The sequence below is a fragment of the Micromonospora salmantinae genome (assembly GCF_022230905.1).
Lineage (GTDB): Bacteria > Actinomycetota > Actinomycetes > Mycobacteriales > Micromonosporaceae > Micromonospora > Micromonospora salmantinae.
Window position 1 is genome coordinate 65,097 of sequence record NZ_JAKKFG010000008.1, and the last position, 21,368, is coordinate 86,464.

Consider the following 21,368-nt stretch of genomic DNA (forward strand, 5'->3'; position numbering starts at 1 on the left):
GATCAGCGTGGGGGGAAGCCAGGCATGGAGCTGCACGACAACACCGGACACCCGAGGCGGTGGGCGATCCTGGGGGTGCTGGTGATCAGCCTCCTCGTGGTCGTCCTCGACAACACGATCCTCAACGTCGCCCTGCGCACCCTGGCCGACCCGGTGCACGGTCTCGGCGCCAGCCAGGGCGAGCTGGAGTGGTCGATCAACTCCTACACGCTCGTCTTCGCCGGGCTGCTGTTCACCTTCGGGGTGCTCGGCGACCGCGCCGGCCGCAAGCGCTTCCTGATGATCGGTCTGGTGCTGTTCGGCCTGGCGTCGCTGCTCTCCGCGTACGCCCAGAGCCCCGGACAGCTCATCGCGGCCCGCGCCCTGATGGGGGTCGGCGGCGCGGCCATCATGCCGGTGACCTTGTCGATCATCTCCAACGTCTTCGACCCGCGCGAGCGTGGTCGGGCCATCGGGGTCTGGGCCGGGGCTGTCGGTCTCGCCGTGGCTATCGGCCCGATCCTCGGCGGCGCGTTGCTGGAGCACTTCTGGTGGGGCTCGGTCTTCCTGATCAACGTGCCGGTGGTCGTTGCCGGCGTGATTCTGGTGGCGCTGCTGGTCCCCGAGTCGCGTGACCCGCGGCCCGGTCGGATCGACGTGCTCGGCGTGCTGCTCTCCGTTGTCGGCCTGGTCGCCCTTTCCTACGGCATCATCGACGGCGGCGAGCACGGCTTCGGCCGCCCGGTGGCCTGGGGCTCGATCCTGGTCGGCGTCGCGGTGCTGGCCTGGTTCGTGCAGCACGAGCGGCGCAGCGACCACCCGTCGCTGGACGTTCGACTGTTCAAGGTGCCCCGGTTCGCCGCGCCGGTCGTGATCGTGGGCCTGGTGTTCTTCGCCGCGATGGGCTCGATGTTCTTCGGCTCGTTCTACCTGCAACTCGTGCGCGACTACAGCCCGTTGCAGACCGGTCTGCTCTTCCTGCCCTTCGCCGGCGCCCAGCTGGTCTTCGCGCCGCGCAGCGCCGCGATGGTCCGCCGCTACGGCGGTAAGGCAGTCGCCACCGTCGGGTTGGCGCTGACGGTGGTGTCACTCGGCGCGTTCGTCTTCATCGGCGACTCCACCCCGATCTGGATCGTGTTGCTCGTCTTCCTCATCCAGGGCGCCGGGATGGCCAACATCATGCCGCCGGCCACCGAGTCGATCATGTCGGCGCTGCCCCGGGAGAAGGCCGGAGTGGGCTCCGCGGTCAGCAACACCATCCGCCAGGTGGCCGGCGCGCTCGGCGTGGCCGTCCTCGGCTCGGTGCTCTCCGCCGTCTACCGCAGCGACATCGCTGACGCGCTGACCGGTCTGCCCACCCAGGCCCAGGACGCGGCCAACGAGTCGATCTCCGGTGCCTACGCGGCGGCGGGCCAGCTCGGCCCGGCGGCGCCGGGACTGATCTCGGCGGCCAACGACGCCTTCGTCACCGCCATGCACTGGGCGGCCGGGCTCTCCGCGGTCATCGCCGCACTCGGGATCATCGTGGTGCTGCGCTGGATGCCGGGCAAGGAGGACACGAGCGTCGCCCCGGCGGCGCCGGTCGCCGAGCCTGAGCTGGCCGGCACGGCATAGGTTCGGGGAGAATGGCGGACATGACGTCCACTGCCGATGCTCCGCGGTCGCCCGGTCGACCGCGGAGCATCCGCGCCGACGAGGCGATCATCGAGGCCACCCTCGACCTGCTCGCCGAGGGCAGCACCATCGAGGCGCTCTCGATCGAGGCGATCGCCACCCGCGCCGGGGTCGGCAAGGCCACCATCTACCGGCGCTGGGCCGGCAAGGACGCGTTGCTGCTGGACGCGCTGCGCCGCCTCAAGGGCGTCCTGGCGCAGCCGGCGGGCCACTCCGTCCGCGACGACCTGGTGCTGCTCGTCGGCGCGATCGGCAAGAACGTCGACCCGCGAGCGGCCAAGATCATGCCCTGCCTGGCACCCGCAGTGAACCGCAGCGCCGACCAGTTCCAGCTCTACCAGAACATCATCTCGCCCCGGCGGCAGCTGATGCGCGAGGTGCTGCGACGCGGCATCGACGAGGGGGTGCTGCGCGCCGACATCGACGTCGAGGTGACGATGGCGCTGCTCACCGGGCCGATGCTGATCCAGCGGGTGCTCCAGTGGAACCCGGACCTGGACGAGCAGTCCCTGCCCGAACGGGTCGTCGACGCCGTGCTGGAGGGCATCCAGGCCCGCTGACGCCGGGCGCCCGGTCGGCGGCGTTCGTGCCGCCGGCCGGCGTCGGTCAGCCGGCCGGTGCCCGCAGTCGGTGCAGGCGCAGCGCGAGCTGCACCTCCAGCGCCCGCTCGGGCCGCTGCCAGTCGACGCCGAGCAACTGCCCGACCCGCTCCAACCGCTGGGTCACCGTGTTGACGTGCACGTGCAGTTGCTCGGCGGCCCGGGCCAGGCTGCCGCCCACCCCGAAGTACGCCTCCAGCGTCTTCACCAGAGCCGTGCCGCGCCGGGCGTCGTAGTCGAGCACCGGCCCGACGGTGGCGCCGAGGAACTCGGTCACGTCCTTCTCGCCCCGGTCACCGACAGTGCCCAGCAACAACCCGACGAAGCCCAACTCCACTGTGCTCGCGCCCTGCCCGGCGCGACCCAGCGCGCCCAGCGCCGTCAGGCACCGGTCCGCCTCCTGGAACGTCCCGGCCAGCGCCGCCGGCGTGTTCGACGGGCCACTCGCCCCGGCCGTCACCGGTCGACCGGTCACCCGGGACAGGTCCCGGGCCACCGCGCGGGCGCTGCCGCCCGCGTCCAACCCCGGCAGCATCAGCACCACCCGGCCGTCGCGCGCCGCGGCCAGCCCGCCGCGCGCCGAGGCGTACGTGGTGGCCCAGGAGAGCACCCGCTGCCGAGCCGAACCGGTAGCGGCGATCGCGTCGTCGCCCACCGCCACCAGCACGTGCGGCGAGTCCAGGTCCACCCCGAGCCGACGGGCCCGACTGCGCAGCGCGTCGGTGTCGCGCAGCGGTCGGGCGATCAGGTCGTCCAGCAACTCGCCACGCACCCGCCCCTCCGCCTCCGCGACCGTTCGGCGGAACAGCAGCAGCAGCGCTGTCACCAACGCGGCCCGCTCCAGGATGCGCTGGTCGGCGTCGACCAACTCGTCGTCAGGGCGCAGCACCAGGGCGCCCAGGTTCTCCGCGCCGGCCACCACTGCCGCGTACCAGAGCGGACCCCGGCGTACGCTGCGCCCCTCGGTCCGGGACGCGGCCACCGCCTCGACGATGTCCGCGCGGTCCGGCTCCTCGATCTCACCCACCCGGGCCAGCAGGCGGCCCTCGGCGTCCAGCGCCAGCAGCGCGCCGCCCAGCACCTCGGTCACCGCAGCCGCCACGTCCTCCACGCCGCCGCCGCGCAGCACCAGCGCTGTCATCCGGTCGTGTGCCGCCGCGGCCCGCTCCACCGAGCTGCTGTGCGCCCGGATGGTGGTGTTCGCCGCCGACAGCTCGGCCAACGCCGAACGGGTCTCGGTCAGCAGCCGGGCGGTGTCGATCGCCACCGCGGCGTGCGCGGCCAGCGACACCAGCAACGCCACCTCCTCCCGGACGAACGGCCGGGCCGAACGGTTGGCCGCGTAGAGCACCCCGATCGAGGTCGAACCGAGCCGCAGCGGCACCCCCAGGATCGCCACCAGCCCCTCCTCGCCCACCCCGGCGTCGATCTCGCCGGTGTGGTGGAAGCGCGCGTCCTCGCCGTAGTTGGCGGTGACGTACGGGGCACCGGACTGGGCCACCAGGCCACCGAGACCGGCGCCCATCGGCAGGCGCAGCCGCTGGAAACGGGCCGAGACCGACCCGTCGGTGACCCGCATGTAGGTGTCGCCACGTTCGTCGTCGTTGAGCGTCATGTACGCCACGTCCGCGCCCAGCAGGTGACGGGCCCGGTGCACGATCGCCCGCAACACGTCGTCCAGATCGCGCAGCCCAGCCAGGTCGCTGACAGTGTCGTACAGGCCGGACAGCTCGCTCTCCCGGCGGCGGCGACGCTCCAGCAGCGCGCGGACCCGCAACGCCACCGACTTGGCCTGCTCCAGCTCGGCCAGCCGGTCCGGCGGCAGCCCGGCGGCCCGCGCGGCCACCAGCGGTCCCTCGAACTCGACCGCCGCGGCCTCTCGGGCGAGCAGCTCCAGGAACTCCACCGGCGAAGACATGGTCGACATTGTGCTCAGCCCCACTAGTTGGCCGTCCAGCCCCCGTCGAGGGCGATCGACGCCCCGGTGATGAACGCCGCCGGCGGCGAGCAGAGGTACGCCAGCAGCTCGGCCACCTCCTCCGGCTCGATCAACCGCTTGATCGCGGCCCGGGCCAGCATGATCTTCTCGATCACCTCGGCCTCGTCGATGCCGTGACTGGCCGCCTGGTCGGCGATCTGGCTCTCCACCAGCGCGGTACGCACGTACGCCGGGTTGATGCAGTTGGCGGTGACCCCGTGCGCGGCGCCCTCCAACGCGACCACCTTCGACAGCCCCTCCAGGGCGTGCTTGGCCGAGACGTAGGCCGCCTTGTACGGCGAGGCACGCAACCCGTGCACCGAGGAGATGTTGACGATCCGTCCCCAGCCCCGCGCGTACATGTGCGGCAGCGCCCGGCGGATCAGCAGGAACGGCGCCTCCACCATCACCCGCTGGATGTACTCGAAACGCTCGACGGGAAAGTCCTGCAACGGCGCCACGTGCTGGAGCCCGGCGTTGTTCACCACGATGTCCACGTCCACGTCGAGCGAATCCACCGCCGCGGCGTCGGACAGGTCCACGCCCTCGGCCCGGCCACCGGCCTCGGCGGCCACCGCCTTGGCCGCCTCCAGGTTGCGGTCCACCACGAGCACCTTGGCGCCGGCCGCACCCAGCCGCAGGGCACACGCCCGCCCGATGCCGCCGCCGCCCCCGGTCACCAGGGCGGTCCGACCGGAGAGGTCGACCTGTACGACGTGGGGGACCACCACGGGTTCTGCCGTCATGGCGCAAGAAGTTACGAGCTGTGTGCTCCCCGGCACATGGGTCAGCGACACATACTCCGTACCAAAGCTGTGTGGCCCCACCCGCCCCGCCGCGCCTTGCCTCGTCCCGTCGTGCGCCCGCAGGATCGCCCAACCTCAGGATGATGCCGTCGGACACGTCGGGGCGCGGGGCGTGCAGCGGCGCGAGGGCGTGTCCCGTGGGGCTGGTGGGAAGGGCGCCGGTTAGGGTGTCGAACACACGTACTGCTGACGGCTGGGGAGGGGGCGGCGTGCGCGTGCTCGGTGTGGACCCGGGGTTGACCCGGTGTGGGGTGGGCGTGGTCGAGGGTGTGCCCGGCCGACCCTGCACCCTGGTCGCCTACTACGTGGTCTACACCGACCCGGCCGACGACCTGGCGCTGCGCCTGTTGCACCTGGACCGGTCGCTGAACAAGCTGGTCGCCGAGCATCAACCGGAGAGCGTCGCCGTCGAGCGGGTGTTCAGTCAGCACAACGTTCGTACCGTGATGGGCACCGCGCAGGCCAGTGGCATCGCCGTGCTGGCCGGGGCGCGGGCCGGGCTGCCGGTGCAGACGTACACCCCGAGCGAGGTGAAGGCCGCCGTGACCGGGTCCGGTCAGGCCGACAAGGCGCAGATGACCGCCATGGTGACCCGGCTGTTGCGGCTGGACGAGCCGCCGAAGCCGGCGGACGCCGCCGACGCGCTGGCCCTGGCCATCTGCCACGTGTGGCGCGGCGGGACCCGCTCCAAGCTGGCCGCCGCAGCCGACCGGGCACGACGAGGAGGAGCGCGATGATCGCCAGCGTGCGCGGCACGGTGACCGCGACGGGTCCGGACCAGGCCGTGATCGAGGTCGGCGGGGTCGGGCTCGCCGTGCACTGCGCCCCGGGGACCCTCGCGGAGCTGCGGGTCGGCCAGGTCGCCCGGCTCGCCACCAGCCTGATCGTGCGGGAAGACTCGCTGACCCTCTACGGCTTCGCCGACGACGACGCCAAGTCGCTGTTCGAGCTGCTCCAGACCGCCAGTGGGGTCGGCCCGCGACTGGCCCAGGCGGTGCTGGCGGTGCACACCCCCGACGCGGTTCGCAAGGCGATCGCCAACGCCGACACGGCCGCCCTGACCCGCGTACCCGGGATCGGCAAGAAGGGCGCGGAACGCCTGGTGCTGGAGCTACGTGACCGGATCGGCCCGGTGCCGATCGGCGCGGACGGGGCGGCCGGGGTGACCCGCGGCAGCTGGCCCGACCAGGTCCGGCAGGCGCTGGTGGGGCTGGGCTGGACGGCCGGGCAGGCCGATCAGGCGGTGGCCGCGGTGGCGGAGTCGATCGAGGGTGAGACCCCGCCGGTGCCGGTCCTGCTCAAGCAGGCCATCCGACTGCTGGGTCGCACCCGATGACCGCCCGGGTCGCACGATGAGCGAGACCGAGGGGCTCGTCTCGGCGTACGTCAGCGACGCCGATCGGGACGCGGAGGCCACGGTCCGGCCGAGGCGGTTGGCCGAGTTCATCGCCCAGGACCGGGTACGCGACCAGCTCGACCTGTTGCTGCAGGGCGCCATGCGGCGGGGGTCGCCGCCGGATCACATCCTGCTCTCCGGCCCACCCGGGTTGGGTAAGACGAGTCTGGCCAACATCGTCGCCGCCGAGCTGGGCGCGGGCATCCGGGTGACCAGCGGGCCGGCGATCGAGCGTTCCGGTGACCTGGCGGCGATCCTGACCAGCCTCGCCGAGGGCGACGTGCTGTTCATCGACGAGATCCACCGGATCGCGCGGCCGGCCGAGGAGCTGCTGTACAGCGCGATGGAGGACTTCCGGGTCGACGTGGTGGTGGGCAAGGGGCCGGGGGCGACGGCGATCCCGCTGGACGTCGAGCCGTTCACCCTGGTCGGCGCGACGACCCGCTCGGGCCTGTTGACCGGGCCGATGCGGGACCGGTTCGGCTTCGTGGCGCACCTCGACTTCTACGCCCCGGCGGATCTGGAGACGCTGCTGCACCGTTCGGCGCGGATCCTGGGGGTGCCGATCACCCCGGAGGGCGCCACCGAGATCGCCGGTCGGTCCCGGGGCACGCCGCGGATCGCGAACCGGCTGCTGCGCCGGGTCCGCGACTACGCCGAGGTCCGGGCGGACGGGGTGGTCGACCTCGACACCGCCCGCGCGGCCCTGATCGTGTACGACGTGGACGCGCTCGGCCTGGACCGGCTGGACCGGGCGGTGTTGACCGCGTTGGTCGAGTCGTTCCGGGGCGGCCCGGTCGGGTTGTCCACCCTCGCCGTGGCGGTGGGGGAGCAGCCGGACACTGTCGAGGAGGTCTGCGAGCCGTTCCTGGTGCGGGCCGGGCTGTTGGCCCGTACGCCCAGGGGTCGGGTGGCGACCGAGGCCGCCTGGCGGCATCTGGGGCGCACGCCGCCGAATGGTACATTTGGTGCGGATAGTCCACCTGTGCCCGACTTGTTCTCCTTGGATGTCGATCAGCCGTGATGTGAACGTGATCTGTGCCGCATTCGGCGTTCCCAGGTGCAGGGTTTAGACTTCGCCGCGGTCTGTACAGGACGTGAGAATCCGCCTCCGCTCCGGCACCCCGGTGCCGAGCAGGTGGCCAATGGGAAGGTCAGTAACCGTGCAATTGGCAGCACCGGGTGGCGGGGCCGGCGGTATCACGCCGATCCTGATGATCGCCCTGCTCTTTGGCGTCATGTACTTCATGATGATCCGGCCCCAGCAGAAGCGCCGCAAAGAGGCGGAGGCGATGCAGTCCAACCTCGGCCCCGGCGACGAGGTCGTGACCATCGGTGGGCTCTACGGCACTGTCACCGGCATCGAGGACGACACCGTCCTGATCGAGGTCGCCCCGGGCGTGCAGACCCGCTACGCCCGCCCGGCCATCGCGCGGGTGGTCACCCGCGCGGAGCTGCCGAGCGAGCCGGTCACCGAGGACGCGGACACCGTCAAGGAGTGACCCCTCCCCCGGGGGGCGGCGAGTCCGGCGTACGGCCGGTCGGCCGGCTTCCGGGTCGTCGCGCCCGAACGGGGCAGCGGGCGAGACGTGAAAACTGGATAGTTGGGTCGACGCCGGGCGTCGGCACGTTCCCGTGACCGTCGGCGTTCCGCGCCGGGGTGCCCGGTCCTCGTGTCGGCACTCCGTCGGCTCAAGGCAGACCCCGTCGGGCAGGACCCCCGGCCCGACACCGCCGCCGCTGCGACAGCGGCGCGACCGTACAGGGAGACAGGACAGCCGTGGCACCACCTCAGGGACAGATGCGCCCCGGGCGGCAGCTCGCCGTGCTCGGGTTCATCTTCGTGGTCCTCTATCTTTTGGTGTTCTTCGCTGGCGCCAGCGGCAGCTGGAAGGACCGGCTCGAGCCCAAGCTCGGCCTGGACCTCATCGGCGGCACGCGGGTGACACTGGAGGCGACCAACAGCGTCGACGGCAAGCCCCCGACGGCGGAGAACCTCGAGGAGGCCCGGGAGATCATCGAGAGCCGGGTCAACGCGTTCGGCGTGGCCGAGGCCGAGGTGGTCACCGAGGGCAACCGCAACATCGTCATCTCCCTGCCCGGTGAGAACCGGAACCTCGACGACGTGGGCGAGGCGGCCGAGCTGCGCTTCCGCAAGGTGCTCAAGGCCGCCTCCGGCAGCGGGGTGGCCGAGGCGCCGCCCGCCGCCACGCCGGCCCCGTCCGGCAGCGCCGCCCCGACCGGCAGCGCGACCCCGTCCGGCGCCGCGACCCCGACCCCTACGGGCAGCGCCTCGCCGAAGGTGACCTCGTCGCCCAGCGGCGGTCAGGGCGGAATGGCCCCGGCGTCGCCCAGCGCCACGCCGACCCCCTCCGCGTCCGCCACGGCCTCGCCGACCGCCGCCGCGCCCAGCGCCGAACCGGTGCCGGCCAGTGTCGAGCAGCAGCGCAAGGTCGTCGAGCAGAAGGTCGGTGCCGCCGCGTGGCAGGCCGCCAACGGGTTGCAGGCCCCGGCCGATCTGACTGCCGACCCGTCGCTGGCCGAGAAGCTCAAGCCGTTCGGCACGCTGTCTCCGCAGGAGGTGGCGGTGCTGCCGGCGCAGATGCAGTTCAACGTGCCGACGATCAGCTGCGCGCAGCTCGACCAGCGCCCCCCTGCGTCGATCTCCGACCCGAAGCAGCAGGTGGTCTCCTGCGAGGACGGCGCGTCGAAGTACCTGCTCGACCAGGCCAAGGTCGAGGGCACCGACGTGTCCGACGCCGACGCGGTGCTCGACCAGACCAACGCCTGGGTGGTCAGCCTGGACTTCACCGGCGACGGCCAGGGCAAGTGGACCTCGCTGACCCGTGAGTCGTTCAACAACGAGGGCCAGGCCTGCGACGCGACCGCGCTGGGCCAGGACGGCAAGTGCCGAGTGGCCGTCGTACTGGACAACAAGATCGTCTCCTCCCCGGAGATCCAGGGCGTGCTGACCGGCAACTCCCAGATCACCGGCACCTTCACTCAGAAGGACGCCAGCACCCTCGCCGGTCAGCTGCGCTACGGCGCACTGCCGGTGACCTTCGAGCAGCAGGAGGCGCAGAACGTCACCGCCACGCTGGGCGCCAGCCACCTGCGCGCCGGTCTGCTCGCGGCGGGCATCGGCATGCTGCTGGTCATCATCTACTCGTTCTTCTACTACCGGCTGCTCGGCTCGGTGATCTTCCTGAGCCTCATCCTGTCCGCGCTGCTGGTCTTCGGCGCGCTGGTGGTGCTCGGCCGGCAGATCGGCTTCACGCTCACCCTCGCCGGCATCGCCGGCATGATCGTCTCACTCGGTGTGGCGGCGGACTCGTTCGTCATCTACTTCGAACGACTGAAAGACGAGATCCGGGAGGGGCGCAGCCCGCGTAGCGCGGTGCCCCGCGCCTGGATCCGGGCCCGCCGGACGATCATCTCGGCCAACGCGATCACCCTGCTCTCCGCTGTGGTGCTCTACGTGGTCTCGGTCGGCACGGTCAAGGGCTTCGCCTTCGCCCTCGGTCTGGCCACAGTGCTGGACCTGGTCGTGGTCTTCCTCTTCCGGCACCCGATCATGACGATGTTCGCCCGCACCCGGGCGTTCCTGTCCCCGCGGGTCAGCGGTCTGGGCCGGGCACTTCCGGCCCGCAACCAGCCGACTCAGCCCCGCAACCCGCGCGCCAAGGAGGCCTGAGATGGCTGAAAACGGTCTGGCGAGCCGCCTCTACAACGGCGAGGCCGGTCTCAACATCGTCGGCCGGCGCAAGCTCTGGTTCGGCGTCGCCGGGGTCCTGGTCCTGATCGCGATCCTCAGCTTCTCGATCCGTGGGTTCAGCCTGGGCATCGAGTTCGCCGGCGGTAACTCGTTCCAGGTGCCGGCGAGCGTCGGCACCCTGGACGACGCCGAGCGGGAGGTCAACTCGGCCCTCACCTCGGCGAACACCGGCGTTGAGGTGGCCACCGCGCAGAAGGTCGGCGGTCCCGGCGGTGACTCCTACGAGCTGCGCACGCCGCAGCTCACCGTCGACCAGGCCACCGCGGTCAAGGCCCAGATCGCCGAGGACCTCGGCATCAACGTCGACCAGATCAGCGACAACCAGGTCAGCGAGGCGTGGGGCAGCCAGGTGACCCAGCGGGCCATCCTCGGTCTGGTCATCTTCATCGCGCTGGTGATGGTCTACCTGATCCTGCGCTTCGAGTGGCGGATGGCCGTCGCCGCGGTCGCCTCGCTGATCACGAACCTGATCCTCACCGCCGGCATCTACTCGCTGGTCGGCTTCGAGGTCACCCCGTCGACGATCATCGGCTTCCTCACCATTCTGGGCTTCGCGCTCTACGACGTGGTGGTGGTCTTCGACAAGGTCCAGGAGAACACCCGGGGCATCACGGCCAACAACAACCAGACGTACGGCGAGGCGTCCAACCTGGCCATCAACCAGAGCCTGATGCGGTCGTTGAACACGTCGGTGGTCGCCCTGCTGCCGGTCGGTGGTCTGCTCTTCATCGGTGCCGGCCTGCTCGGCGCCGGCACGCTGAAGGACCTCGGTCTGGTGCTGTTCGTCGGTATGGCGGTGGCGTTCCTGACCTCCATCCTGGTGGCCACTCCGCTGCTGGCGCTGTTGAAGAACTACGACCCGCGGATCCAGGCGCACAACAAGCGCGTCCTGACCCGGCGGGGCGGGGCAGGCCGCGGCGAGGTCACCGGTAAGGGTGCTGCCGCGAGCCCGGTGGCGCAGGCCGACGCTACCGACGAGCCGGTCGACCAGGACGCCGCCGCGCTGGCCGGTGCCGCCCCCAAGGTGGGCGCTCGGCCGGCGGGCAAGCGGCCCACCGGCGCCCGGGGCGGTCGCCCGGGTGGCGGCGGCAACCGGCCGGGTGGCGCCAAGCGGCGCTGACCCGACAGGAAACACCCGAACGGCGTCCGGCATGCTGTTGCCGGACGCCGTTCGTCGTCGAAGGAGAGCGAAAAAGCCGTGACGGAGACCCACAGCACCGCAGCGCGCGGGGACAGTGGCCCGGAGGTCGCCCGACTGGTCGCCAGTCGGGTGCTGGACGTGCCCGACTTTCCCAAGCCCGGCGTCATGTTCAAGGACCTGATGCCACTGTTCGCCGACGGCAAGGTCTTCCGTGAGGTGATCGACGGGATCGTCGCCCACCACGGGCGGGACACCTTCGACGTGGTGGTCGGCATCGAGGCGCGCGGGTTCGTCGTGGCGGCGGCCATCGCGTACGCGACGGGGGTGGGTGTGGTGCCGGTGCGCAAGGCCGGCAAACTGCCCCGTCCGGCGCACTCGGTCTCCTACGAGTTGGAGTACGGCGAGGCCACCCTCGAAGTGCACGAGGACGCCTTCACCGCCGGGCACCGGGTGCTGGTGGTCGACGACGTGCTGGCCACCGGCGGCACCGCCGAGGCGACGCTGGACCTGGTCGAGCGGGCCGGCGGCACCGTCGCCGGCTTCACGGTCCTGCTGGAGCTCGGCTTCCTGGGTGGGCGCGAGCGGCTGGCACCGCGTCCCGTGCATGCCCTGTTGACTGTTTGAGCCGGTCGATACTCTGCTGACCGTTTGATCCCGGACCCGTCGGACGGACCCGGCGCCGACCGTCCGGCGGAGCGGCAGGGGACCGTCCGTGCGGGTAGCATTGCCCTTTGCTGACGCCGGCGGTAACCCGTCCGGCGGGCGAGACCAGGTCGGCCGATCTTCGGCCGGCGTGTTTCCGGCGAGCGGTGAGGAGGCCGGTGTCCCACGATGTCGTCCCTCCGGCGGAGGGCACGGTGCACCCGACAGGCGACGCTGACGGCTCGGTGACCGACCGGACAGGCGACGCGCCGGCCCGGGTGACGGGCTCCGGCAACGGCTCCGGCCGGGCTCCCGGCGAGAGCGCGGTGCGTCCGACCAGCGGCCCGCCGAGCGCCGAGGCGTCCCCCGGCGCCGATGGCGTCGTGGTGCCGTTCCCGACCGACGCGGGCATCGACCCGTCGCCCAGCGGTGGCTTCGGGCTGTCCAACGCGCCCACCGGTCGGCGGGTCCGGGCCAGGCTGGCCCGGTTCAACGCGCCCTGGCAGACCTCCCAGGTCAGCGAGGTGCTGGAGCCGCTCATCGCCAGCCACCGGGACAACCACCCCAAGGCGGACGCCCGGCTGCTCCAGCGCGCCTTCGACACGGCCGCGCGGTGGCACTCCGGGCAGTACCGCAAGTCCGGTGACCCCTACATCACCCACCCGCTCGCGGTGGCGACGATCCTCGGCAACCTGGGGATGGACACCACCACGCTGGTCGCCGCGCTGCTGCACGACACCATCGAGGACACCGAGTACACCCTCGACCAGATGCGCGCCGACTTCGGTGGCGAGGTCGCCCTGCTGGTCGACGGCGTCACCAAGCTCGACAAGGTCAAGCTGGGCGACGCGGCCAAGGCCGAGACGATCCGCAAGATGGTCGTGGCCATGGCCAAGGACCCGCGGGTGCTGGTGATCAAGCTGGCCGACCGGCTGCACAACATGCGCACCCTGACCTTCCTGCCCCGCCCCAAGCAGGAGCAGAAGGCCAAGGAGACGCTGGAGATCCTGGCGCCGCTCGCGCACCGGCTCGGTATGAACACGATCAAGTGGGAGCTGGAGGACCTGTCCTTCGGCACGCTGTTCCCGAAGCGCTACGAGGAGATCAACCGGCTGATCGGGGAGCACCAGCCGCAGCGCGAGGCGCTGCTGCGGCAGGTGACGCAGAAGGTGCAGACCGACCTGAAGGCCGCCAAGATCAAGGCGGAGACCACCGGGCGGCCGAAGCACCTCTACTCGATCTACCAGAAGATGATCGTGCGGGGTCGCGACTTCAACGACATCTACGACCTGGTCGGTGTGCGGATCCTGGTCGACACGGTTCGCGACTGCTACGCGGCGCTGGGGGTCATCCACGCCAACTGGCAGCCGGTGCCGGGCCGCTTCAAGGACTACATCGCGATGCCCAAGTTCAACATGTACCAGTCGTTGCACACGACGGTCATCGGGCCCACCGGCAAGCCGGTGGAGATGCAGATCCGCACGTACGCGATGCACCGCACCGCTGAGTTCGGCATCGCCGCGCACTGGAAGTACAAGGAGCACAAGGGCACCCAGATCGTCGGCCCGCCCGCGCACATCGACGAGATGACCTGGCTGCGGCAGCTGCTCGACTGGCAACGTGAGGCGGCCGACCCGAGCGAGTTCCTGGACGCGCTGCGCTTCGACCTGTCCAGCCAGGAGGTGTACGTCTTCACCCCGAAGGGTGACGTCATCCCGCTGCCGACCGGGTCGACGCCTGTGGACTTCGCGTACGCGGTGCACACCGAGGTGGGGCACAAGTGCATCGGCGCGCGGGTCAACGGCAAGCTGGTGCCGCTGGAGTCGACGCTGTCCAACGGCGACGTGATCGAGATCTTCACGTCGAAGTCCGAGACGGCCGGCCCGACACAGGACTGGCTGGGCTTCGTCAAGAGTCCGCGCGCCCGGACGAAGATCCGGCAGTACTTCAACAAGGAGCGCCGCGAGGAGGCGATCGAGGCCGGCAAGGACGCGATCGTCAAGGCGATGCGCAAGCAGGGCATGCCCCTGCAGCGGATGCTCACCTCCGACGCGCTCATGTCGATCGCCCGGGACCTGCACCTGGCCGACGTGGCCTCGCTCTACGCGGCGGTCGGCGACAGCCAGGTCTCCGCGCAGTCGGTGGTCCAGAAGCTGATGGCCGCGTACGGCGGCGAGGAGGGCGCGGCGGAGGACATCGCCGAGACCGCCGTCGCCACCCGGCCGCCGCGCAGCCGGCAGAGCAGCAGCGACCCGGGCGTGGTGGTCCGGGGCGTCAGCGACGTCTGGATCAAGCTGGCCCGCTGCTGCACACCGGTCCCACCGGACTCGGTGTTCGGCTTCGTCACCCGCTCCGGCGGGGTGAGCGTGCACCGCGACGACTGCGCCAACGCCGAGGACCTGCGTGCGCAGAGCGAGCGGGTCGTCGAGGTGAGTTGGAAGCTCACCTCCGCGTCGACGTTCCTGGTCGCCATCCAGGTCGAGGCGCTGGACCGGCACAAGCTGCTGGCCGACGTCACCCGGGTGCTCTCCGACGAGCGGGTCAACATCCTCTCCGCCACCGTCACCACCACCCGGGACCGGGTGGCGGTGAGCCGGTTCAGCTTCGAGATGGCCGACCCGAAGCACCTGGGCCACCTGCTGGCCACGGTCCGCAAGGTCGACGGCGTCTTCGACGCCTACCGGGTCACCTCCGGGGCCTGACGCCCACCGGGTCGGTCCCGCGGCCCGACGCGTACCCCCGAGAACGCGACAGCGCCCGCCGGCTCAGCCGGCGGGCGCTTCGTCGTGCGCGCGGGGGTCAGCCCTGCGGGTTGCTCATCGTGAGGTCCTTGATGATGACCTCCTTCTTCGGGTGGCCGCCACCGGCCTGCTGGGCGAACGCCCCGTCGTCGCCGGCCTTGGCCACGTCCTTGACCAGGTCCAGGCCGCCGGTGATGGTGCCCAGCACCGTGTACGCCGGGTCCAGCGGCGAGTCGCCGTAGACGATGAAGAACTGGCTGCCGGTGCTGCCCGGCTGGCCGGAGTTGGCCATCGCGATGACACCCTCCGGGTACGGCGGGCGCTTGTCGGTGGGCAGGTTCTCCTCGGGCAGGCGGTAGCTCGGGCCGCCCTGGCCGTCGGTGGGGCGCCAGCCGTTGCCGGTGGCGCTGGGGTCACCGCACTGCAACACCTTGATGCCCTCGGTCACCAGACGGTGGCACTTGGTGTTGTCGAAGAAGTTCTTCTCCGCGAGGTGGGTGAAGCTGCCCGCCGTGCACGGCACCAGCGACCGGTCGACCTTGGCGGTGATCGGGCCGAGGTTGGTGTCGATCGTCATGGTCTGCACGCCGGTGCCGGACTGCTGGTTGCTCGGCACCCCCACGTCCTTGATCTGCGGGGGCCGCTGCTCGGTGGGCAGCGCGTTGTACACGCACTCGGACGCGCCGGGCGCCGGCGCGGCGGTGTCGCTCTTGTCGTCGTCGCCGCCAAGGCTCACCGCCAGCCAGACGGTGCCGGCGACCACGAGCACCAGTGCGGCACCCGCGCTGACGATCGCCGTCGTCTGCCGGCGCTTGCGGGCCTTGGCCGCGCGCTCGGCCATCTCCTTCTCGAGCCGGGCGCGTCGTGCCGCCGCTTGCTGCCGCTCTCTGGTGGACGTCACGCCTGGATCCTCCTGGCTATCTGCTGCTGGGTGCCGAGTAATTGGGTGGGGCGACCGGTCAGCCGGCGCTCGGGCTGCTGGCCGGGGTGCCGGAGGCCGACGGCGCCGGTGCCGCACCGGTGACCGGCTCACCGACCGTGAGGCTCTGGATCGTCACATCGGTGCTGGGCTTGATCTTCGCCCCGGTCCCATTGTCCACGGTCGGGAGGGCGCCGATCTTCTCCACCACGTCCAACCCGCCGGTCACCCGGCCGATGACCGGGTACTTCGGGTCGGCGGTGGTGAAGTCCTTGAAGAAGATCAGGAACTGGCTGCCGTTGCTGCCCGGCGGGTTGGAGACCATCGCCACCGTCCCCTTCGGGTACGTGGGCGGCTGGTCGGGGGCCGGACTGGCCGACGGCGACGCCGACGGCACGGTCGGCAACTCCTCGTCGTAGAACGAGTAGGTAGGCCCACCAAGACCCGTGCCGCTGGGGTCGCCGCAGCGCAGCGCGCCCTCCGCGGTGATCTCGTGGCACTTGGTGTTGTCGTAGAACGACCGGCTCGCCAGGTGGGCGATGCTCGCGGCCGCGCACGGGGAGTTGGTCAGGTTCAGTTCCGCGGTGATCGGCGCGCCCTGGTTGGTGGTCACTGTCATCGCCCGGGTGCCGTCGGTGGGCAGATCCTTAGTGGCCGGCGTGCCGACGTCCTTGAGGTTGGTGTTGGCCGTCGCGTCCTGCGGCGTCCAGAGGCAGGTCTCCTCCGCGGCCGTGTTCTGCTTCGGGTCGGAGTCGAACGCACCGAGCGCCCAGGCTGAGCCGGCCACTACCAACACGAGGATCAGCGCGGCGCCAACTCCGGCCTGGATCTGCCGTCGGCGCCGCGTCGAGGCGGCCCGGCGAGCCAACTGCCGGTCGAGCTTGGCCCGCGCCAGTTTGCGCTGCCGGTCCCTGCTGGAAGCCACCCGTGCTCCCCTTTCCTCTACCTGGTCGTCGCCGGCGGCCGGTCGCCCCGACCCGTCCGAGCGTCACGTGTGCCGCGCCACACGCCCGCCAGAGTGTACGGCTAGTGACTGGGAATGTGGTGTACGAGGTCCACCCCGTCCCGAGCAGCGCTTATCGGAGGTTGTCACTGTGCACTGCGGGGCCCCTGGGGCGGACGCGGCAAACTCGCTCGGCCCGCCCGATAGGCTGCTGTGCAGGACGACAGCTGCTCGACGGAAAGGACAGCGCCCGTGCTCGTGGCCGGCTTTCCCGCGGACGCCTTCGGCACCAACTGCTACGTGGTTGCCACCGCGCCGGGGGAGCAGTGCGTGGTGGTCGACCCCGGCATCGGGGTGCTCGACCAGCTCGACGCGCTGCTCGCCGAGCACCGCCTGCATCCGGCCGCCGTGCTGCTCACCCACGGCCACCTCGACCACACCTTCTCGGTCGCGCCGGTCTGCGGTGCCCGCGGCATCACCGCGTACGTGCACCCCGGTGACCGGGAGATGCTGGCCGACCCGTCCAAGGGCCTCTCGGCCGACCTGACGTCGCTCTTCGGCGGCCGGCTGAGCTACACCGAGCCGGACGACGTGGCGGAGTTGACCGACGGCGCCACCCTCACGCTCGCCGGCCTGGAGATCGCCGTCGACCATGCCCCGGGCCATACCGGCGGGTCGGTGCTGTTCCGGCTGCCGGGCGCCGGGTCGAGCTGGGAGGCTGACGAGCTGTGCCTCTCCGGTGACGTCCTCTTCGCCGGGTCGATCGGCCGCACCGACCTGCCGGGCGGGAGCATGCCGGCCATGCTCACCAGCCTGCGCGACAAGATTCTTCCGCTCGCCGACGACACCGTCGTGCTGCCCGGCCACGGCCCCAGCACCACCATCGGCCGTGAGCGCGCCAGCAACCCGTACCTCATCGAGGTGGCTGGCACGTCGCCGGCCGCTCCCACCCGGGGCCTCTAGATCTTCTGTCCGCGCCGCGCGCGGACCCACGACACCACCGCGCCACCGGCGCGGAACCGCAAGGAGTACGCCGATGAGCAAGCCCACGCCCATCTCCGGCTTCCCGGAGTGGACCCCCGGCCAGCGGATGATCGAGCAGTTCGTGCTCGACAAGATCCGGGCCACCTTCGAGCTGTACGGCTTCGCGCCGCTGGAGACCCGCGCCGTGGAGCCGCTGGACCAGCTGCTGCGCAAGGGCGAGACCTCGAAGGAGGTCTACGTGATCCGGCGGCTGCACGCCGACGCCGAGGGTGCCGGTGGTGACGACCAGCTCGGCCTGCACTTCGACCTGACCGTGCCGTTCGCCCGGTACGTGTTGGAGAACGCCGGCAAGCTGAGCTTCCCGTTCCGCCGCTACCAGATCCAGAAGGTGTGGCGGGGCGAGCGACCGCAGGAGGGCCGCTACCGGGAGTTCGTCCAGGCCGACATCGACATCGTCGACCGGGACACGCTGGCCGCGCACCACGAGGCGGAGATGCCGCTGGTCATCGGGGACGCACTGCGCTCGTTGCCGATCCCACCGGTGACGATCCAGGTCAACAACCGCAAGATCTGCGAGGGTTTCTACCGGGGCATCGGGCTGACCGACCCGGAGGCGGCGCTGCGCGCCGTGGACAAGCTCGACAAGATCGGCCCGGCGAAGGTGGCCGAGCTGCTGGCCCAGACCGCCGGGGCGAGCGAGGCGCAGGCCAAGGCGTGCCTGGCGCTGGCCGAGATCTCCGCCCCGGACGCCTCGTTCGCCGACGCCGTCCGGGCGCTCGGGGTGAGCGACCCGCTGCTCGACGAGGGCATCGAGGAGCTGGTCCGGGTGGTGGACACCGCCGCCGAGCACTCGCCCGGTCTCTGCGTGGCGGACCTGCGCATCGCCCGTGGGCTGGATTACTACACGGGCACCGTCTACGAGACCCAGCTGCGCGGCTACGAGCGCTTCGGCTCCATCTGCTCCGGTGGCCGGTACGACAACCTGGCCAGCGCCGGCGCCGTCTCGTACCCGGGGGTGGGGATCTCGATCGGCGTGACCCGGCTGCTCGGGCTGCTCTTCGGCGCGGGGGAGCTGTCGGTCTCGCGGGAGGTGCCGACCGCCGTGCTCGTCGCGGTGACCAGCGAGGAGCAACGTACGGCCAGCAACCGGGTGGCCGAGGCGCTGCGGCGGCGCGGGGTGCCGACCGAGGTGTCGCCGAGCGCGGCGAAGTTCGGCAAGCAGATCCGTTACGCCGAGCGGCGCGGCATCCCGTACGTGTGGTTCCCCGGTGTCGAGGGAGCGCCGGACGAGGTGAAGGACATCCGCTCCGGTGAGCAGGTCACGGCCGGTGCGGGGGAGTGGACGCCGCCCCCGGGAGACCTGAAACCCACTGTCGGTTGAGTGTCCCCACTGGCGCTGACGGCCGCGGGGACCTACGGTAGCGTAAGTTACGCCACCGTAGGGAGTTTCTCGTGACCGTCAGCACCACAGTGAGCCAGACCGCGCTGCTCGTCGAGTTGGAGCCGGTTGTCGCGCGCAACCTGGACCGCCACCTCTCGCTCGCCAAGGAGTGGTTCCCGCACGAGTACGTGCCGTGGAGCGAAGGACGGACCTTCGACGGGCCGCTCGGCGGCGAGGCGTGGTCACCGACCGACTCCACCATCCCGGACGTGGCCCGCACCGCGCTGATCGTGAACCTGCTGACCGAGGACAACCTGCCCTCGTACCACCACGAGATCGCCACCCTGTTCGGTCGCGACGGCGCGTGGGGCACCTGGGTGCACCGGTGGACCGCCGAGGAGGGTCGGCACGGCGTCGCGATCCGCGACTACCTCACCGTCAGCCGGGCGGTCGACCCGGTGGCGTTGGAGCGGGCCCGGATGACGCACATGTCCGAGGGTTACACCAACGCCCACGGCGACGAGGTGCTGCACTCGCTGGCGTACGTCTCGTTCCAGGAGCTGGCCACCCGGATCTCGCACCGCAACACCGGCAAGGCCACCGGCGACCCCACCTGCGAGGCGCTGCTGGCCCGGGTGGCCGCCGACGAGAACCTGCACATGGTCTTCTACCGCAACCTGCTCGCGGCCGCGTTCGAGCTGGCTCCGAGCCAGGCCATGCGGGCCGTCGCCGACGTGGTGGCCGACTTCCAGATGCCGGGCAGCGGCATCGACGGGTTCGCCCGCAAGTCGGTGGCGATCGCCCTGGCCGGCATCTACGACCTGCGTCAGCACCGCGACGAGGTGCTGCAGCCGGTCCTGCGTCAGTGGGACGTCTTCAACGTGACCGGCCTCAACGCCGACGGCGAGGCCGCCCGCGAGCAGCTCGCCGCCCAGCTGGAGAACCTGGACCGCGCCGCCAGCCGCTTCGAGGAGAAGCGCGACGCCCGAGCCGCCCGCCTAGCCCTCCGCTAACCCCCACCCCCCCGGTCCCACCCTGTTGATCATGAAGTTGTTGCCACTCTCGTCGGCGTGTCGAGGCAATAACTTCATGATCAACCCGGGGGGTGAGGGGTGGGGTGGGGTTAGGGGGTTGGGAGGGGGAGGATGAGGCAGGTGCTGGTGGCGTGGGCTATCAGGCGGTCGGCGGCATCGGTGATGCGGGCCTCGGCCAGGGCCGTACGGCGGCCGCGTTGCAGCACCGTGCCCTCGCAGCGCAGGGTGCCGCTGTCGACGGTGACCGGGCGGAGGAACTTCACGTTGAGATCCAGCGAGGTGTAGCCGACGCCGGCGGGCAGCGTCGTGTGTACGGCGCACCCCGCGGCGGTGTCCAGCAGGGTCGAGAGCACGCCACCGTGGACGCTGCCGAGCGGGTTGTAGTGGAACTCCTGCGGAGTCAACTCGACGACGACCCGGCCCTCGTCGGCTTCCATCCTGGTCATGTCGAGAAGGTGCATCACCGGCGGCGCGGCCAGTTCTCCGGCGATCATCGCCCGGAGCATGTCCAGGCCGCTGCGTCGACCGACCTGGGCGGCGTTGACCGACGGGTCCGCCCAGGTGAAGGTACGGCTGCGCACTGGTTCCTGCGTCTGCGTCATGGACGCAGCCTGGCAGCAGGTTGCTGAGTCTGTCAACGAGATCTAGCCTGGTCGGATGCGACCCGCGGCTCTGGACTGGTCAGTGGAGAACTGCACCATCGCCCGCGCGATGGAGGTCCTCGGTGAGCGGTGGACCCTGGTGGTGCTCCGCGAGGTGTTCACCGGCGTACGCCGCTTCGACGACATGCGGGTACGCACCGGCATTCCCCGCCAGGTGTTGACCAACCGGCTCGCCAGCCTGGTGGAGCAGGGGGTGCTGAGTCGCGAACCGTACCGGGAGCCCGGCAGTCGGCTGCGCCACGAGTACCGCCTCACGGAGAAGGGCCTGGATCTGTGGCCGGTGCTGGTCGCCGTCCTCGGCTGGGGCGACCGGTACCTCGCCGACGCGGAGGGCCCGCCGCTCACTGTCACGCACCGCGACTGCGGCGCCGAGGTGCGCGCCGAACTGCGCTGCGCCGACGGGCACGACGTGGGTCGGCCCCGCGACGTGGTGCCCAGTCCGGGCCCCGGCGCCCGTCGCCGTATCCCCTGACCCGTTCCCGCCGCACTCCCTGGCGCCCGTCGCCCGCCGCACTCCCTGGCGCCCGTCGCCGTCGCCGTAGCCCGTAGCCCGTCGCCTGACGCCCGTCGCGCGGTGCCGTGCCGTCCCGGCGTCGGTGCATCCGAGGCCCGGCGGGGAAGACATCGATGATCGTGCGCGTCGAAAGTGGGGCGGATGTCGGTTGGGTGTGACGGTGGCTGTTCGCCAGCGTGTCGGGGGTGTTGCGGCCGTGC

The 21,368-nt window shown here is 71.3% G+C and carries 19 protein-coding genes; 14 read left to right on the forward strand and 5 right to left on the reverse strand.

Annotation, left to right across the window (positions count from 1 at the left end):
* Nucleotides 1-24: 24 nt before the first annotated feature.
* Nucleotides 25-1,593 (forward strand): MFS transporter, encoded by a 1,569-nt coding sequence (locus tag PSH03_RS07635; RefSeq protein WP_210784969.1) that lies wholly within the window; start codon nucleotides 25-27, stop codon nucleotides 1,591-1,593.
* Between the two features lie 11 nt (nucleotides 1,594-1,604).
* A complete protein-coding gene (locus PSH03_RS07640) occupies nucleotides 1,605-2,213 on the forward strand; it encodes a TetR/AcrR family transcriptional regulator (protein ID WP_145795537.1) in 609 nt (202 codons plus the stop codon).
* A 46-nt stretch (nucleotides 2,214-2,259) separates the two neighbouring features.
* On the opposite strand, the gene PSH03_RS07645 is transcribed toward PSH03_RS07640, so the two are convergent.
* Nucleotides 2,260-4,179, reverse strand: coding sequence for a helix-turn-helix domain-containing protein (locus tag PSH03_RS07645; protein WP_238688666.1), 1,920 nt, complete (start codon nucleotides 4,177-4,179; stop codon nucleotides 2,260-2,262).
* Nucleotides 4,180-4,193: 14 nt separating this feature from the next.
* Nucleotides 4,194-4,976 carry a 3-hydroxybutyrate dehydrogenase gene (locus PSH03_RS07650; RefSeq protein ID WP_124817383.1) on the reverse strand — a complete coding sequence of 261 codons (783 nt, stop codon included), beginning with the start codon at nucleotides 4,974-4,976 and terminating at the stop codon, nucleotides 4,194-4,196.
* A 269-nt stretch (nucleotides 4,977-5,245) separates the two neighbouring features.
* Here PSH03_RS07650 and ruvC point away from each other — a divergent pair, with 269 nt between their 5' ends.
* From ruvC to PSH03_RS07690, 8 genes are all read left to right on the forward strand, one after another.
* A complete protein-coding gene (gene ruvC / locus PSH03_RS07655; RefSeq protein ID WP_210784948.1) occupies nucleotides 5,246-5,773 on the forward strand; it encodes a crossover junction endodeoxyribonuclease RuvC in 528 nt (175 codons plus the stop codon).
* On the forward strand, nucleotides 5,770-6,372 hold the full coding sequence (gene ruvA / locus PSH03_RS07660) for a Holliday junction branch migration protein RuvA (protein WP_210784947.1): 603 nt from the start codon (nucleotides 5,770-5,772) through the stop codon (nucleotides 6,370-6,372). The genes ruvC and ruvA overlap by 4 nt, the downstream gene beginning before the upstream one ends.
* A 16-nt stretch (nucleotides 6,373-6,388) precedes the next feature.
* Complete coding sequence (ruvB, locus tag PSH03_RS07665) at nucleotides 6,389-7,456, forward strand: Holliday junction branch migration DNA helicase RuvB (RefSeq protein ID WP_210784946.1); 1,068 nt, start codon at nucleotides 6,389-6,391, stop codon at nucleotides 7,454-7,456.
* A 121-nt stretch (nucleotides 7,457-7,577) separates the two neighbouring features.
* Complete coding sequence (yajC, locus tag PSH03_RS07670) at nucleotides 7,578-7,934, forward strand: preprotein translocase subunit YajC (protein ID WP_238688667.1); 357 nt, start codon at nucleotides 7,578-7,580, stop codon at nucleotides 7,932-7,934.
* Nucleotides 7,935-8,212: 278 nt separating this feature from the next.
* Entirely contained in the window at nucleotides 8,213-10,126 is a 1,914-nt protein-coding gene (secD, locus tag PSH03_RS07675; protein ID WP_238688668.1) for a protein translocase subunit SecD, read from the forward strand.
* Nucleotide 10,127: 1 nt separating this feature from the next.
* Complete coding sequence (gene secF, locus PSH03_RS07680) at nucleotides 10,128-11,327, forward strand: protein translocase subunit SecF (protein ID WP_210784944.1); 1,200 nt, start codon at nucleotides 10,128-10,130, stop codon at nucleotides 11,325-11,327.
* Nucleotides 11,328-11,405: 78 nt separating this feature from the next.
* Nucleotides 11,406-11,972 carry an adenine phosphoribosyltransferase gene (locus tag PSH03_RS07685; RefSeq protein WP_238688669.1) on the forward strand — a complete coding sequence of 189 codons (567 nt, stop codon included), beginning with the start codon at nucleotides 11,406-11,408 and terminating at the stop codon, nucleotides 11,970-11,972.
* A gap of 197 nt (nucleotides 11,973-12,169) precedes the next feature.
* Complete coding sequence (locus PSH03_RS07690) at nucleotides 12,170-14,692, forward strand: RelA/SpoT family protein (RefSeq protein WP_210784942.1); 2,523 nt, start codon at nucleotides 12,170-12,172, stop codon at nucleotides 14,690-14,692.
* A 97-nt stretch (nucleotides 14,693-14,789) separates the two neighbouring features.
* On the opposite strand, the gene PSH03_RS07695 is transcribed toward PSH03_RS07690, so the two are convergent.
* Nucleotides 14,790-15,632 (reverse strand): peptidylprolyl isomerase, encoded by an 843-nt coding sequence (locus tag PSH03_RS07695; protein WP_238688670.1) that lies wholly within the window; start codon nucleotides 15,630-15,632, stop codon nucleotides 14,790-14,792.
* 58 nt (nucleotides 15,633-15,690) lie between these two features.
* On the reverse strand, nucleotides 15,691-16,575 hold the full coding sequence (locus tag PSH03_RS07700; protein ID WP_210784940.1) for a peptidylprolyl isomerase: 885 nt from the start codon (nucleotides 16,573-16,575) through the stop codon (nucleotides 15,691-15,693).
* A 270-nt stretch (nucleotides 16,576-16,845) separates the two neighbouring features.
* Here PSH03_RS07700 and PSH03_RS07705 point away from each other — a divergent pair, with 270 nt between their 5' ends.
* The 3 genes from PSH03_RS07705 to PSH03_RS07715 all read left to right on the forward strand — a co-directional run bounded on the left by PSH03_RS07705 (nucleotide 16,846) and on the right by PSH03_RS07715 (nucleotide 19,971).
* A complete protein-coding gene (locus PSH03_RS07705; RefSeq protein ID WP_124861911.1) occupies nucleotides 16,846-17,556 on the forward strand; it encodes an MBL fold metallo-hydrolase in 711 nt (236 codons plus the stop codon).
* Nucleotides 17,557-17,629: 73 nt separating this feature from the next.
* Nucleotides 17,630-18,958, forward strand: a complete 1,329-nt coding sequence (hisS, locus tag PSH03_RS07710) for a histidine--tRNA ligase (protein ID WP_210784939.1) — start codon at nucleotides 17,630-17,632, stop codon at nucleotides 18,956-18,958.
* Nucleotides 18,959-19,029: 71 nt separating this feature from the next.
* Nucleotides 19,030-19,971: an acyl-ACP desaturase gene (locus PSH03_RS07715; protein ID WP_181518646.1), complete on the forward strand. Its 942-nt coding sequence runs from the start codon at nucleotides 19,030-19,032 to the stop codon at nucleotides 19,969-19,971.
* 110 nt (nucleotides 19,972-20,081) lie between these two features.
* On the opposite strand, the gene PSH03_RS07720 is transcribed toward PSH03_RS07715, so the two are convergent.
* Nucleotides 20,082-20,594 (reverse strand): PaaI family thioesterase, encoded by a 513-nt coding sequence (locus tag PSH03_RS07720; protein WP_210784938.1) that lies wholly within the window; start codon nucleotides 20,592-20,594, stop codon nucleotides 20,082-20,084.
* A 55-nt stretch (nucleotides 20,595-20,649) separates the two neighbouring features.
* On the opposite strand from PSH03_RS07720, the gene PSH03_RS07725 reads away from it, so the two are divergent.
* Nucleotides 20,650-21,126 carry a winged helix-turn-helix transcriptional regulator gene (locus tag PSH03_RS07725; protein WP_238688671.1) on the forward strand — a complete coding sequence of 159 codons (477 nt, stop codon included), beginning with the start codon at nucleotides 20,650-20,652 and terminating at the stop codon, nucleotides 21,124-21,126.
* The last annotated feature ends 242 nt before the right edge of the window (nucleotides 21,127-21,368 follow it).